The sequence below is a fragment of the Pseudomonas sp. NPDC089534 genome, assembly GCF_044749305.1.
GTDB classification, from domain to species: domain Bacteria; phylum Pseudomonadota; class Gammaproteobacteria; order Pseudomonadales; family Pseudomonadaceae; genus Aquipseudomonas; species Aquipseudomonas ekonensis.
In genome coordinates this window covers 1-14,780 of record NZ_JBIVHR010000123.1, presented here as the reverse complement: position 1 = coordinate 14,780, position 14,780 = coordinate 1, and the positions used below count along the sequence as shown (strand labels likewise).

Genomic DNA, 14,780 nt, shown 5'->3' with positions numbered 1-14,780 from the left:
TCGCCGAGGCGATTGCCCCGCGCTTTCGCTGAAGCCAGGCACAGGGTAAGCCCAACGTGCAACCCCCAGGGTAGTGCAAATCGGCTCAGGGACATCGTCAACTGGCAAGCACCCCAGGGAGTGCCGCGAGTATACCTCAAGCGTCCCGGCGAATCAGCCCTTGCTGACGTCCGGATCGGTGGCCAGCACCAGATCGACGCGTTCGAGCAGGTCGCGCACCTGCTCGCGGGTCGAGCCGCTGGCCTGCAGGGCCGGGCGGTCTTCCTTGTGCAGCAGGTCGTGGGTGATGTTCAGCGCGGCCATCACGGCGATGCGGTCGGCGCCGATGACCTTGCCGCTGCTGCGGATCTCGCGCATCTTGCCGTCCAGGTAGCGGGCGGCGCTGATCAGGTTGCTGCGCTCTTCCTGGGGGCAGATGATCGAATACTCTTTATCGAGGATCTGCACGGTGACGCTATTGCTTGAACTCATGAGTCTTGCTCCAGGGCCTTGAGACGCGAAATCATCGATTCGACCTTACGCCGGGCGATTTCGTTTTTTTCAATGAGATGCGCGCGTTCCTCGCGCCAGGTCTTTTCCTGAGCTGTTAAGAGTGCGTTTTGCCTCTTAAGTTGCTCGACTCGGTCAATCAGCAGTTCGAGTCTGGCCATCAGCGCTTGCAGGTCGATGTCTTCCATTGTGTCCACTGATTTCGTGTCTGACGGAGGCGGGCGCCTGGCTGGCGGTCAGCCTTTAATGGTCTTGGCGGGTCTGTCGATGTAGGATACAAGGCCTTCATTCTAGACATAGCGCCGTCTGGCGCCTAGCTGCCCATGCCCATTCAGAATTCCCCTTACCAAGCCTTCGCCACCCTGCTGAGCTCCAGCGGCCATCCTGTCTCGCCCGCCGAACTGCACGGCCTGCTGCTCGGCCGCAGCTGCGCCGGCGCGGGCTTCGACGTCGACGGCTGGCTGAGCGACGTGGCCTCCCTGCTCGAGACCGAGCCCCAGGACAACGTGCGCAACGCCCTGATCGGCCTCCAGGAGATGGTCAAGAGCGAGCTGACCGGCGAAGACATGGCCGTGGTCCTGCTGCTGCCGACCGACGACGCGCCGCTGGCCGAACGTGCCGCCGCGCTGGGCCAGTGGTGCCAGGGCTTCATTTCCGGTTTCGGCCTGAACTCGCCGGACCGCAGCAGCCTGAGCACCGAAGCCACGGAAGTGCTGCAGGACCTGGTGGCGATTTCCCAGGTTCAGGACGCGCTGGAAGACTCCGAAGACGGCGAAAGCGACTACATGGAAGTCATGGAGTACCTGCGGGTCGCTCCGCTCTTGCTGTTCACCGAAACCAACAAGCAGGCTGGCGCACCGGCCGCCAAGCCTTCTCTGCACTGATCGCCGAACAGGGACGTCCGTCTGCCCATGATCCATATCCCGAAAGCGGAATACGGCCGTCGCCGCAAGGCGTTGATGGCGCAGATGGAACCCAACAGCATCGCGATCCTGCCCGCCGCCGCGGTGGCCATCCGCAACCGAGACGTCGAGCACGTCTACCGTCAGGACAGCGACTTCCAGTACCTGAGCGGCTTCCCCGAGCCCCAGGCCGTCATCGTCCTCATGCCCGGCCGCGAGCACGGCGAATACGTGCTGTTCTGCCGTGAGCGCAACGCCGAGCGCGAGCTGTGGGACGGCCTGCGCGCCGGCCAGGAAGGCGCAATCCGCGACTACGGCGCCGACGACGCGTTCCCCATCGCCGACATCGACGACATCCTGCCGGGCCTGATCGAAGGGCGCGACCGGGTGTACTCGGCCATGGGCAGCAACCCGGAGTTCGACCGGCACCTGATGGACTGGATCAACGTGATCCGCTCCAAGGCCCACCTCGGCGCCCAGCCGCCGAACGAATTCGTTGCCCTGGATCACCTGCTGCACGACATGCGCCTGTATAAATCGGCGGCGGAAGTGAAGGTGATGCGCGAGGCCGCGCGGATCTCGGCCCAGGCCCACATCCGGGCGATGCGGGCCGGCCGGCCCGGCCTGCACGAGTACAGCCTGGAGGCCGAGCTCGATTACGAGTTCCGCAAGGGCGGGGCGAAGATGCCGGCCTACGGCTCGATCGTCGCCGCCGGGCGCAACGGCTGCATCCTGCATTACCAGCAGAACGACGCGCTGCTCAAGGACGGCGACCTGGTGCTGATCGACGCCGGCTGCGAGATCGACTGCTACGCCAGCGACATCACCCGCACCTGGCCGGTCAACGGCAAGTTTTCCGCCGAGCAGAAGGCGATCTACGAACTGGTGCTGGCCTCCCAGGAAGCCGCGTTCGCGGAAATCGCCCCGGACCGGCACTGGAACCAGGCGCACGAAGCCACGGTGCGGGTGATCACCGCCGGGCTGGTGGAGTTGGGTCTGCTGGAGGGCGAGGTCGACGAACTGATCGCGTCCGAAGCCTACAAGGCTTTCTATATGCACCGCGCCGGGCATTGGCTGGGCATGGATGTGCACGACGTCGGCGAGTACAAGGTCGGCGGCGAATGGCGGGTGCTGGAGGTCGGCATGGCGCTGACCGTGGAACCGGGCATCTACATCGCCCCGGACAATCAGAATGTGGCGAAGAAATGGCGCGGCATCGGCGTGCGCATCGAGGATGACGTGGTGGTGACCAAGAACGGTTGTGAAATCCTGACCGGCGGCGTGCCGAAGACCGTCGCCGAGATCGAGGCCCTGATGGCGCAGGCCCGGGCGGACGCGGCATGAGCCGGGTCAATCTGGCGATCATCGGCGGCGGCCTGGTCGGCGCCAGCCTGGCGTTGGCCCTGCAGGCCGGGGCCAAGGCCCGGGGCTGGAAAATCGTGCTGATCGAACCCTTCGCCCCCGGCGACACCTGGCAGCCGAGCTACGATGCCCGGTCGTCGGCGCTGTCGTTCGGTTCGCGGCAGATCTATCAGCGGCTGGGCGTGTGGCAGGAAATCTCCCGCCGGGCCGAGCCGATCAAGCAGATCCACGTGTCCGACCGCGGACGCTTCTCCACCGCCCGCCTGTCGGCGATGGAAGAGGGCGTGCCGGCGCTCGGCTATGTGGTGGAGAATGCCTGGCTCGGCCAGTGCCTGTGGCAGCACCTGGACAAGGACGTGATCAGTTGGCGCTGCCCGGCGGAAGTCACGCGCCTGGAGCCTTTGCCCGACGGCTACCGCCTGACCCTCAACGACGAGACCACGGTCGAGTGCGACCTGGCGGTGCTCGCCGACGGCGGCCGCTCCGGCCTGCGCGAGCAGTTGGGCATCAACGTGCGCAAGCGCCCGTACAACCAAAGCGCGCTGATCGCCAACATCACCCCGAGCGAAGCGCACAACGGCATGGCCTTCGAGCGCTTCACCGATGACGGCCCGATGGCCCTGCTGCCGCTGCCGGACAACCGCTGCGCGCTGGTCTGGACACGGCTGGGGATGGACGCGCAGCGCCTGGCCGGCCTCAGCGAGCGGGATTTCCTCAGCGAGCTGCAAGGCGTGTTCGGCTATCGCCTCGGCACCCTGAAGCAGGTCGGCGCCCGGCACCTGTACCCGCTGGTGCTGGTGGAGGCCGAAGAGCAGGTGCGTCCGCACCTGGCCGTGCTCGGCAACGCCGCCCACAGCCTGCACCCGATCGCGGGGCAAGGCTTCAACCTGTCCCTGCGCGATGCCGATGCGTTGGCGGCCGCGCTGCTGGCCAGCGACCGGCCGCTGGGCGACTTCGCCACGCTGCAGGCCTACCGCGAGCGCCAGCGCCTGGACCAGACCCTCACCGTGGGGTTCTCCGACCAGGTCACCCGCCTGTTCGGCAGCACCCAGCCCTTGGTGACGCTGGGGCGCAACATCGGCCTGCTCGGCCTCGACCTGCTGCCGCCGGCCAAGCGCTGGTTCGCCCGCCAAGCCATGGGGCTGGGGACGCGGCCGGATGCGTAAGTGGCTGATGCGCCGCTTCGGCAAGGCGCGGCTGATGCGCTGGTTCCTGACGCTCTACCCGCCGTACCTGGGCGCCGGCGTCCGGGTGAGGCACATCAGCGATGACTTTCGCGACATCCGGGTGTCGATGGGGTTGGGCTGGCACAACCGCAATTACGTCGGCACCCAGTTCGGCGGCAGCCTGTATTCGATGGTCGACCCGTTCTTCATGCTGATGCTGATGGAGAACCTCGGGCCGCGCTACATCGTCTGGGACAAGGCCGCCGACATCGATTTCATCTCACCGGGCAAAGGCCCGGTGTTCGCCAGGTTCAGCATCGACGACGCGCTGCTGGACGACGTCCGCCGGCAGACCGCCAACGGCGACAAGTACCTGCCGCAGTTGCAGGTCGACATTCATGACGGCGCCGGCACCTTGGTGGCGCGGGTCGGCAAAACCCTTTACGTGCGGCTCAAGCCGCAAGCGAGACAGGCCTAAAGCATGGAAATGCGCGCAGATCTGCTGATTGTCGGAGCCGGAATGGTCGGCAGCGCCCTGGCGCTGGCGTTGCAGGGCAGCGGGCTGGAAGTCCTGCTGCTCGACGGCAGCCCGTTGAGCGTCAAACCCTTCGATGCGCAGGCGCCGTTCGAGCCCCGGGTCAGCGCCCTGTCGGCGGCGAGCCAGCGCATCCTCGAACGCCTCGGCGCGTGGGACGGCATCGTCCAGCGCCGCACCAGCCCGTACACCGACATGCACGTCTGGGACGGCAGCGGCACCGGGCAGATCCATTTCTCCGCCAGCAGCGTGCACGCCGGCGTGCTCGGCCACATCGTCGAGAACCGCGTGGTGCAGGACGCCTTGCTCGACCGTCTGCACGACTGCGACCTGGGCCTGCTGGCCAATGCGCGGCTGGAGCAGATGCGCCGCTCCGGCGACGACTGGCTGCTGACCCTGGCCGACGGCCGCACCCTGCGCGCGCCGCTGGTGATCGCGGCGGACGGCGCCAACTCGGCGGTGCGCCGCCTGACCGGCGTCGCCACCCGCGAGTGGGATTACATGCACCATGCCATCGTCACCAGCGTGCGCAGCGCCCGGCCGCACCGGACGACCGCGTGGCAGCGCTTCACCGACCACGGCCCGCTGGCGTTTCTGCCGCTTGAGCGTGACGGACAGCAGGACTGGTGCTCGATCGTCTGGTCGACCACGCCAAGCGAGGCCGAGCGCCTGATGGCGCTGGAGGACGCGGCGTTCTGCCGGGAGCTGGAGCGGGCGTTCGAAGGTTGCCTGGGTGAGGTCGTCAGCGCCGATCCGCGCCTGTGCGTACCGTTGCGCCAGCGGCATGCCAAGCGTTACGTGGCCGAAGGCCTGGCGTTGATCGGCGATGCGGCGCACACCATTCACCCGTTGGCCGGGCAGGGCGTGAACCTCGGTTTCCTCGACGCCGCCGTGCTGGCCGAAGTGCTGCTGCAGGCGGCCGGGCGCGGCGAACGCCTGGCGGACGTGAAAACGCTGAGCCGCTACGAGCGCCGGCGGATGCCGCACAACCTGGCGCTGATGGCGGCGATGGAGGGCTTCGAGCGCCTGTTCCAGGCCGATCCGCTGCCGCTGCGCTGGCTGCGCAACACCGGGCTGAAAATGGTGGAGCAGATGCCGGAGGCCAAGGCGATGTTCGTGCGCCAGGCGCTGGGGTTGACCGGAGACCTGCCGGAGCTGGCCAAGGCCTGAGAAAGGCTTTGGCCCTGTGGCGAGGGAGCTTGCTCCCGCTGGGGCGCGAAGCGGCCCTGACATTCTGCTGGGCATCGCGCCCAAGTGAGCGCCGTGCGCTCAAGCGGGAGCAAGCTCCCTCGCCACAACGTCCTTTTGATTCCGCTGTGCAACATCTGGTAACTCCTTCGAACAGCGTTCGATTGAGTCGGTAAATGTGAGTCCTTATCATTTGGGCCACTTTTCCCGACCGAGAGACCGCTCCCATGTTGGCATCCAAGCGTCTTCTGACCGCCCTGGCCCTGACCCTGATCGGCAGCACCGCCGCCCAGGCCGCTGACGAGGTGGTGGTCTACTCCTCGCGCATCGACGAACTGATCAAGCCGGTGTTCGACGCCTACACCGCCAAGACCGGGGTGAAGATCAAGTTCATCACCGACAAGGAAGCGCCGCTGATGCAGCGGATCAAGGCCGAGGGCGACAACGCCGTCGCCGACCTGCTGCTGACCGTCGACGCCGGCAACCTCTGGCAGGCCGAGCAGATGGGCATTCTCCAGCCGTTCACCTCGAAAACCATCGACGCCAACATTCCGCAGCAGTACCGCGCCTCCAGCCATGCCTGGACCGGCCTGAGCCTGCGCGCCCGCACCATCGCCTACTCCACGGCGCGGGTGAAGCCGGGCGAACTGACCACCTACGAAGCCCTGGCCGACAAGAACTGGGAAGGCCGCCTGTGCCTGCGCACGGCGAAGAAGGTCTACAACCAGTCCCTGACCGCCACGATGATCGAGACCCACGGCGCCGAGAAGACCGAGAAGATCCTCAAGGGCTGGGTCAACAACCTGTCCACCGACGTGTTCTCCGACGACGTCGCGGTGCTGGAGGCGATCAACGCCGGCCAGTGCGACGTGGGCATCGTCAACACCTACTACTACGGCCGCCTGCACAAGCAGAAGCCTGACCTGCCGGTGAAGCTGTTCTGGCCGAACCAGGCGGACCGCGGCGTGCACGTCAACCTGTCGGGCATCGGCCTGACCAAGCATGCGCCGCACTCGGAAGCGGCCAAGGCGCTGGTGGAGTGGATGACCACGCCTGAGGCGCAGAAGATCTTCGCCGACGTGAACCAGGAGTTCCCGGCCAACCCGGCGGTGAAACCGTCCGAGGAAGTGGCGGCCTGGGGCCAGTTCGTGGCCGACACCCTGCCGGTGGAGGTGGCGGGCAAGCGCCAGGCCGAGGCGATCCGCATGATGGACCGCGCCGGCTGGAACTGATACCGACCATGGCGAGGGAGTCCGCTTGTGGCGAGGGAGCTTGCTCCCGCTGGGCCGCAAAGCGGCCCCCCTCCATCTGAACGCCCCACCAGACAATAGCCCACCCCGCTGCACCGACCACTTAGCCTCAGAGACCCACCTTGGCCCACCCCGCCCAACGCCGCTGGTATCCCATCGTCTTCGCCATCGCCGCGCTGGTGCTGCTGCCCCTGAGCGTCCTGCTGCTGTCGTGGCAGAGCGTCGATGCGCAGATCTGGTCGCACCTGTGGGACACCCAGATGCCGCGCCTGTTGGGCAACACCCTGACCCTGGTGCTCGGCGTCGGCGTCGGCGTGACGCTGCTGGGCGTGAGCCTGGCGTGGCTCACCAGCCTGTGCGAGTTCCCCGGCCGGCGCTGGCTCGACTGGGCGTTGATGCTGCCGTTCGCGGTGCCGGCCTACGTGCTGGCGTTCGTGTTCGTCGGCCTGCTGGATTTCGCCGGCCCCGTGCAGACACTGATGAGGGAGTGGTTCGGCAGCGGCCTGCGCCTGCCGCGGGTGCGCTCCACCGGCGGGGTGATCGTGGTGCTGGTGCTGGTCTTCTACCCCTATGTCTACCTGCTGGCGCGCACCGCGTTCCTCGCCCAGGGCAAGGGCCTGATGGAAGCGGCGCGGGTGCTCGGCCAGTCGCCGTGGCAAGCGTTCTGGCGGGTGGCGCTGCCGATGGCGCGGCCGGCCATCGGCGCGGGCGTGGCGCTGGCGCTGATGGAAACCCTGGCGGACTTCGGCGCGGTGTCGGTGTTCAACTTCGACACCTTCACCACCGCCATCTACAAGACCTGGTACGGCTTCTTCAGCCTGTCGAGCGCGGCGCAGCTGGCCAGCCTGTTGCTGTTGGCGGTGATGCTGGTGCTGTACGGCGAGCGCCGGGCGCGCGGCGCCAACCGGGCAGGCAACGAGCGGCCGCGGGTCAAGGCGCTGTATCACCTGCGGGGGCCCAAGGCCTGGGCGGCGACCGGGTGGTGCGTCCTGGTGTTCGCCTGCGCGTTCGTCATCCCGGTGCTGCAACTGGCGGTGTGGTTCTGGCGGCGCGGGCGGTTCGACCTGGACGAGCGCTACGCCGGGCTGATCCTGCACACGCTGTACCTGGGGGCGCTGGCGGCGCTGATCACCGTCGGCGTGGCGCTGCTGCTGGCCTTCGCCCGGCGCCTGGCGCCGACGCCGGCGATCCGCTCCGGCGTCAGCCTCGCCAACCTCGGCTACGCCTTGCCGGGTTCGGTGCTGGCGGTGTCGATCATGCTGGCCTTCAGTTACCTGGACCGGGTGCTGGTGATTCCGCTGTCGGGCTGGCTGGGCGGGGCGGGCAAGCCGTTGCTGCTGGGCAGCCTGGCGGCGTTGCTGCTGGCGTACCTGGTGCGGTTCGTGGCGGTGGCCTACGGGCCGCTGGAAAGCAGCCTGGCGCGTATACGGCCTTCTTTGCCCGAAGCGGCACGTAGCCTGGGCGTCGGTGGGCCGCGGTTGTTTTTCAAAGTGTATCTGCCGTTGCTGCTGCCGGGCACGCTGAGCGCAGCGTTGCTGGTGTTCGTCGATGTGCTCAAGGAAATGCCCGCGACCCTGCTGATGCGCCCGTTCGGCTGGGACACGCTGGCGGTGCGGATCTTCGAGATGACCAGCGAAGGCGAGTGGGCGAGGGCATCGCTGCCGGCGCTGACCCTGGTGCTGGTCGGGCTGTTGCCGGTCATCGGCCTGATCCGCCGTTCGGCCCATCGAAACGCCTAGGTGCCAGTGCCGGGCCTTGCGGCTACAATGCGCGGCATTCGGTGCGGTCAGTCTGACAGAAACAGTTGCTGAGATCGGCTCAAGGCCTTGTGTTCCAAGGCTTTCGTCCTGTGCAGCGGCTGCCCGCGCCTTCGCCACGCCCGGAAGGAGAAACCCATGGGACAGCGCACGCCTCTGTATGACCTTCATCTCGCCCTCGGCGCGAAGATGGTCGATTTTGGCGGTTGGGACATGCCACTGCATTACGGCTCGCAGGTCGAGGAGCACCACGAGGTGCGCCGCGATTGCGGGGTGTTCGATGTTTCCCACATGACCGTGTTCGATGTCACCGGCCCCCAGGCCAAGGCCTGGCTCCAGTATCTGCTGGCCAATGACGTCGAACGCCTGCACAGCCCCGGCCGTGCGTTGTACAGCGCCATGCTCAACGAGCGCGGCGGCATCGTCGACGACATGATCGTCTACCGCCTCGACGACGGTTACCGTCTGGTGGTCAACGCCTCCACCCGCGACCAGGACCTGGAGTGGATGCAGGCGCACCTGCCCGGCCTCGACGTGCAATTGCGCGAGCGCTCCGAACTGGCGATGCTCGCCATCCAGGGCCCGCAGGCCCGGCACAAGGTGGCCGAACTGGTCAGCCAGTCCCGCGCGAACCTGATCCAGCACCTCAAACCTTTCGAAGGCCGCGCCGACGGCGAATGGTTCATCGCCCGCACCGGCTACACCGGCGAGGACGGGCTGGAGATCGTCTTGCCGGCCAATGAAGCGCCGGGCTTCTTCAACGACCTGGTGGGCGCCGGCATTTCCCCCATCGGCCTCGGCGCCCGCGACACCCTGCGGGTCGAGGCCGGCATGAACCTGTACGGCCAGGACATCCACCAGGACGTTTCGCCGCTGGCCTCGAACATGGCCTGGAGCATCGCCTGGGAGCCGGCCACCCGCCGCTTCATCGGCCGCGATGCGCTGGAGGCCGAGCAGGCCGCCGGCGTGCAGCACAAACTGGTGGGCCTGGTGCTGGAAGAACGCGGCGTTTTGCGCGCGCATCAGGTGGTGCGCATCGCCGATGTTGGCGAAGGGGAGATCACCAGTGGTAGTTTCTCTCCTACGCTGAGCAAGTCGATCGCCCTGGCGCGCCTGCCGATGGCGACCGCCGACCGCGCCGAAGTGGAAATCCGCGGCAAATGGTATCCGGTGCGGGTGGTCAAGCCGACCTTCGTGCGCCACGGCAAAACCTTGATCTAATCTATTGCGGCGGGTACGACCGCTGACCTAATCCTTGAGGACACCGAAGATGAGCAATATCCCCGCCGACCTGCTTTACACCAATGACCACGAATGGGTTCGTCAGGAAGCCGACGGCACTGTCACCGTCGGCATCAGTGATCACGCGCAAGTGGCTTTGGGCGATGTCGTTTTCGTTGAGCTGGCTGAATTGGGCAAGGTGCTTTCCAAAGGCCAGGAAGCGGGTGTCGTCGAGTCGGTGAAAGCAGCCTCCGACATCTACGCGCCGGTGGGCGGCGAGGTGATCGCGGTCAACCAAGATCTGGCCGATTCGCCGGAGCTGCTGAACGAAGAGCCTTACGACTCGTGGATCTTCAAGCTCAAGCCAAGCGACAAGTCCGAGCTGAACGAACTGCTCGACGCGGCTGCCTACGAAAAGCTCATCGCTGCTCAAGAGTGACGCACAGGTAACACCCAAAGCCCCGACCCGTCGGGGCTTTTTCATGCCCGCCGTTCAGGCGCCGCGCAGCACCGCCTTCACCGCCGCCGCCGAGCGTTCGACGTCCGCCAGGGTCATGGCGGTGAACATCGGCAGCGACACGATCAACCGGCCGACCCGTTCCGCCACCGGCAGCATGCCTTCCTTGAAGCCGCGTTCGCGGTACAGGCTCAGCAGGTGGATCGGCGGGTAGTGGTAGCCGATGCCGATGCCGAGGGCCTGCATCTGCTCCATGAAGGTCGCCCGCGCCGGCTGCCCGTCCTGGCGTTCCGGCAGCACCAGCTGGAACAGGTGCCAGTTGCTGTTCTCGAAGTCCGCCGGCGGCAGCTGCGCGCCGAAGGTCGCTTCGAAGTCGTCGCCGAAGCAGCGGAAATAATGCCGGGCGAGTTCGCGCCGGTGGGCGGTCAGGGCCTCGATGCGGGCGAACTGGCCCAGGCCGATGGTGGCCGCCACGTCGGTCATGTTGAACTTGCCGCCCAGCACATCGACGTCCAGGCCGTCGAAGCCGTTGCGGGTGACGCCCTGCAAGCGGTACTTCTCCGCCAGCCGCGCCTCTTCGGGGGTGTTCAGCACCAAACAGCCGCCCTCGGCGCAGGTGACGTTCTTGTTCGCCTGAAAGCTGAACGACACGAAATCGCCGGTGGCGCCGATGCGCCGGCCGTTCCAGCTGGAGCCCAGGGCCTGGGCAGCGTCCTCGACGATACGCAGGTTGTGTTGGCGGGCGATGGCGTACAGGCGCTCCATGTCCACCGGCAAACCGGCCAGGTACACCGGGATGACCGCTTTGGTGCGCGGGGTGATCGCCGCTTCCAGCCGGTCAAGGTCGATGTTGCGGGTCACCGGGTCGATATCGGCGAACACCGGCGTGGCCCCGACCTCCAGGATCACGTTGGCGGTGGCCACCCAGGAGATCGGCGTGGTGATCACTTCGTCCCCGGGGCCGATGCCGGCGATGCGCAGGGCGATCTCCATGGTGCAGGTGCCGGAGTTGAACGTGCGCACCGGGCGCCCGCCGAAGTAGTCTGACAGTTGCGCCTCGAAGGCCTGGACCTTCGGCCCGCTGGTGATCCAGCCCGAGCGCAGCACGTCGCCCACGGCGGCGATGGTGGCTTCATCGATGACAGGTTTGGAGAACGGCAGGAACGGCGGTTGGCTCATGGGGATCGGTCGTCCATTGGTGGGGCCGGATGCAGGCAGCACAGCATGCGCCGCCCGGCGCGTTGCGCCAAGCCGTCCGTGGCGGCATCGGCTGCTATGCTGGTTTGACCGTGTCGCATTGACGCCGAGCGCCAGCCAAGAGAGAGCCCGTCATGTCCAAGATGCCGTCCTTGAGCCAGTTACGCGACCCCCAGGCCTTCCTCCGTCGCCACCTGGGCCCCGATGCCGCCGAACAGCAGGCGATGCTCGACAGCCTGGGCCTGGGCAGCCGCGTCGAACTGATCGAGCAGACGGTGCCGCCGGGCATCCGCCTCAACCGTGAGCTGGATCTGCCGCCGGCGCTGGACGAGCAGGCGGCCCTGGCGAAGCTGCGCGGGTACGCCGAGCAGAACCAGGTCTGGACCAGCCTGATCGGCATGGGCTACCACGGCACCCTCACCCCGACCGTCATCCTGCGCAACGTGCTGGAGAACCCCGGCTGGTACACCGCCTACACGCCGTATCAGCCGGAGATCGCCCAGGGCCGGCTCGAAGCGTTGCTCAACTTCCAGCAGATGATCATCGACCTCACCGGCCTCGAGTTGGCCAATGCCTCGCTGCTCGACGAAGCCACCGCCGCCGCCGAGGCCATGGCGCTGGCCAAGCGGGTGGCGAAGTCCAGGAGCAATCTGTTCTTCGTCGACGAGAACTGCCACCCGCAGACGGTCTCCGTGGTGCAGACCCGGGCCGAAGGCTTCGGCTTCGAACTGATCGTCGGCGCGGTGGACAGCCTCAAGCAGCATCAGGTGTTCGGCGCCTTGCTCCAGTACCCCGACACCCACGGCGAAGTCCGCGACCTGCGGCCGCTGATCGACCACCTGCACGCGCAGCAGGCATTGGCCTGCGTGGCCGCCGATCCGCTGAGCTTGTTGCTGCTGACGCCGCCGGGCGAACTGGGCGCGGACGTGGTGTTCGGCTCCAGCCAGCGCTTCGGCGTGCCGATGGGTTACGGCGGCCCGCACGCGGCGTATTTCGCCACCCGCGAGGAGCACAAGCGGGCGATGCCGGGGCGGATCATCGGGGTGTCGAAGGACGCCCGCGGCAACGTCGCGCTGCGCATGGCCCTGCAGACCCGCGAGCAGCACATCCGCCGGGAGAAGGCCAACTCGAACATCTGCACCGCCCAGGTGCTGCTGGCCAACATCGCCGGGTTCTATGCGGTGTACCACGGGCCGGAGGGCCTCAAGCGGATCGCCCAGCGGGTGCACCGGCTGACGTGCATCCTCGCCGCCGGGCTGGCCCGGCATGGCGTCGACCGGGTCAACGATCATTTTTTCGACACCCTCACGCTGGACGTGGGCGGCGCGCAGACCGCGATCATCGAAAGCGCCAAGGCTGCGCAGATCAACCTGCGGATCCTCGGCCGCGGGCGGCTGGGGCTGAGCCTAGACGAGACCTGCGACGAACAGACCGTGGCGAAACTGTTCGATGTGCTGCTGGGCGCCGATCACGGCCTGAGCGTCGAGGCGCTCGACGCGGAGCAGGTGGTGTCCGGCATCCCTGACGCCTTGCAGCGGAGCACGCCGTACCTGCGCCACCCGGTGTTCAACGCCCACCACAGCGAAACCGAGATGCTGCGCTACCTCAAGCAACTGGAGAACAAGGACCTGGCGCTCAACCAGTCGATGATCCCGCTGGGCTCCTGCACCATGAAGCTCAACGCCACCAGCGAGATGATCCCGATCACCTGGCCGCAGTTCGCCCATCTGCACCCGTTCGCGCCCCGGGAGCAGGCGGTGGGCTACACGCTGATGATCGAAGAGCTGGAGCGCTGGCTCTGCGCGATCACCGGGTTCGACGCGATCTGCATGCAGCCCAACTCCGGCGCCCAGGGCGAATACGCCGGGCTGCTGGCGATCCGCAAGTACCACGAGAGCCGGCAGCAGGGCGGGCGCGACATCTGCCTGATCCCGTCCTCGGCCCACGGCACCAACCCGGCGTCGGCGCAGATGGCCGGGATGCGGGTGGTGATCGTCGAGTGCGACGCCGCCGGCAACGTCGACCTGGACGACCTGAAGGCCAAGGCGGCCGAGGCGGGGGACAAGCTGTCCTGCCTGATGGCGACCTACCCCTCGACCCACGGCGTGTACGAGGAGGGCATCGGCGAGATCTGCGAGGTGATCCACCGGCACGGCGGCCAGGTGTACATGGACGGCGCCAACCTCAACGCCCAGGTCGGCCTGGCCCGGCCGGCGGACATCGGCGCCGACGTGTCGCACATGAACCTGCACAAGACCTTCTGCATTCCCCACGGCGGCGGCGGGCCGGGCATGGGGCCGATTGGCGTGCGGGCGCACCTGGCGCCGTTCGTCGCCAACCACCCGGTGGTGCCGCTCGACGGCCCGCAGCCGCAGAACGGCGCGGTGAGCGCCGCGCCGTGGGGCAGCGCGAGCATCCTGCCGATCAGCTGGATGTACATCGCCATGATGGGGCCGCAACTGGCGGACGCCAGCGAAGTGGCGATCCTGGCGGCCAATTACCTGGCCCGGCACCTGTCCGGCGCATTTCCGGTGCTGTACACCGGCCGCAACGAACGGGTGGCCCATGAGTGCATCCTCGACCTGCGGCCGCTCAAGGCCCTCACCGGCATCAGCGAGGAGGACGTCGCCAAGCGCCTGATGGATTACGGTTTCCATGCGCCGACCATGTCCTTCCCGGTGCCGGGCACGCTGATGGTCGAACCGACCGAGAGCGAGTCGAAGGCCGAACTGGACCGGTTCATCGGCGCCATGCTGAGTATCCGCGCAGAGATCACCGAAGTGCAGAACGGCAACTGGCCGGCCGAGGACAATCCGCTCAAGCACGCGCCGCACACGCTGGCGGACATCACCGGGGTGTGGGAACGGCCCTACAGCATCGAGCAGGGCATCACCCCGGATGCGCACACCAAGGCGCACAAGTACTGGCCGGCGGTGAACCGGGTGGACAACGTCTACGGCGACCGGAACCTGTTCTGCGCGTGCGTGCCGGTGGACGACTACCGCTGAACCCCAGTGGTCGCTGGCGGTGGGTCAGGCACCGGTGATGCCGGATGTGCCGGCCTCATCGCTGGCAGGTCGAATCGTCGCACCGCCGCTCCCACAGTTTTTGTGGCGTACCTGGATCCTGCAAACACCCGAGATGCCTGTGGGAGCTGGCTTGCCAGCGATGGCGGTATGTCAGGCAACAGAGATGCCGGATGTGCCGGCCTCATCGCTTGCAGGCAAGCTTGTATGTTTAGACTTGAAGGGGTGGG

Annotated in this window: 13 protein-coding genes; 10 read left to right on the top strand and 3 right to left on the bottom strand. The window is 67.1% G+C overall.

What is annotated here, in order from left to right:
* Window positions 1-153: 153 nt before the first annotated feature.
* Together ACIP0B_RS25675 and ACIP0B_RS25670 are read right to left on the bottom strand one after the other, a co-directional pair.
* Window positions 154-471: a cell division protein ZapA gene (locus ACIP0B_RS25675; protein WP_085581074.1), complete on the bottom strand. Its 318-nt coding sequence runs from the start codon at window positions 469-471 to the stop codon at window positions 154-156.
* Window positions 468-677, bottom strand: coding sequence for a TIGR02449 family protein (locus ACIP0B_RS25670; protein ID WP_085581072.1), 210 nt, complete (start codon window positions 675-677; stop codon window positions 468-470). Before ACIP0B_RS25670 ends, ACIP0B_RS25675 begins: the two co-directional genes overlap by 4 nt.
* A 135-nt stretch (window positions 678-812) precedes the next feature.
* Here ACIP0B_RS25670 and ACIP0B_RS25665 point away from each other — a divergent pair, with 135 nt between their 5' ends.
* The 9 genes from ACIP0B_RS25665 (at window position 813) to gcvH (ending at window position 10,309) form a co-directional block, all read left to right on the top strand.
* Complete coding sequence (locus tag ACIP0B_RS25665; RefSeq protein ID WP_400837333.1) at window positions 813-1,373, top strand: YecA family protein; 561 nt, start codon at window positions 813-815, stop codon at window positions 1,371-1,373.
* 27 nt (window positions 1,374-1,400) lie between these two features.
* The gene (gene pepP / locus ACIP0B_RS25660; RefSeq protein ID WP_400837330.1) at window positions 1,401-2,735 is read left to right on the top strand and encodes a Xaa-Pro aminopeptidase; all 1,335 of its coding nucleotides are present in this window, start codon (window positions 1,401-1,403) and stop codon (window positions 2,733-2,735) included.
* On the top strand, window positions 2,732-3,919 hold the full coding sequence (gene ubiH / locus ACIP0B_RS25655; protein WP_400837327.1) for a 2-octaprenyl-6-methoxyphenyl hydroxylase: 1,188 nt from the start codon (window positions 2,732-2,734) through the stop codon (window positions 3,917-3,919). Before pepP ends, ubiH begins: the two co-directional genes overlap by 4 nt.
* Complete coding sequence (locus ACIP0B_RS25650) at window positions 3,912-4,397, top strand: DUF4442 domain-containing protein (protein ID WP_400837324.1); 486 nt, start codon at window positions 3,912-3,914, stop codon at window positions 4,395-4,397. Before ubiH ends, ACIP0B_RS25650 begins: the two co-directional genes overlap by 8 nt.
* A 9-nt stretch (window positions 4,398-4,406) precedes the next feature.
* Window positions 4,407-5,624, top strand: a complete 1,218-nt coding sequence (locus tag ACIP0B_RS25645; RefSeq protein ID WP_400837337.1) for a 2-octaprenyl-3-methyl-6-methoxy-1,4-benzoquinol hydroxylase — start codon at window positions 4,407-4,409, stop codon at window positions 5,622-5,624.
* 245 nt (window positions 5,625-5,869) lie between these two features.
* The gene (locus ACIP0B_RS25640) at window positions 5,870-6,874 is read left to right on the top strand and encodes an extracellular solute-binding protein (protein WP_400837321.1); all 1,005 of its coding nucleotides are present in this window, start codon (window positions 5,870-5,872) and stop codon (window positions 6,872-6,874) included.
* A gap of 140 nt (window positions 6,875-7,014) precedes the next feature.
* On the top strand, window positions 7,015-8,631 hold the full coding sequence (locus ACIP0B_RS25635; protein ID WP_400837318.1) for an ABC transporter permease: 1,617 nt from the start codon (window positions 7,015-7,017) through the stop codon (window positions 8,629-8,631).
* A gap of 156 nt (window positions 8,632-8,787) precedes the next feature.
* Window positions 8,788-9,870, top strand: a complete 1,083-nt coding sequence (gcvT, locus tag ACIP0B_RS25630) for a glycine cleavage system aminomethyltransferase GcvT (protein WP_400837315.1) — start codon at window positions 8,788-8,790, stop codon at window positions 9,868-9,870.
* 49 nt (window positions 9,871-9,919) lie between these two features.
* The gene (gene gcvH, locus ACIP0B_RS25625; RefSeq protein WP_400837312.1) at window positions 9,920-10,309 is read left to right on the top strand and encodes a glycine cleavage system protein GcvH; all 390 of its coding nucleotides are present in this window, start codon (window positions 9,920-9,922) and stop codon (window positions 10,307-10,309) included.
* A 54-nt stretch (window positions 10,310-10,363) separates the two neighbouring features.
* On the opposite strand, the gene ACIP0B_RS25620 is transcribed toward gcvH, so the two are convergent.
* Window positions 10,364-11,506, bottom strand: a complete 1,143-nt coding sequence (locus ACIP0B_RS25620; protein WP_400837309.1) for a DegT/DnrJ/EryC1/StrS family aminotransferase — start codon at window positions 11,504-11,506, stop codon at window positions 10,364-10,366.
* A gap of 152 nt (window positions 11,507-11,658) precedes the next feature.
* On the opposite strand from ACIP0B_RS25620, the gene gcvP reads away from it, so the two are divergent.
* A complete protein-coding gene (gene gcvP, locus ACIP0B_RS25615) occupies window positions 11,659-14,532 on the top strand; it encodes an aminomethyl-transferring glycine dehydrogenase (RefSeq protein WP_400837306.1) in 2,874 nt (957 codons plus the stop codon).
* Window positions 14,533-14,780 lie beyond the last annotated feature (248 nt).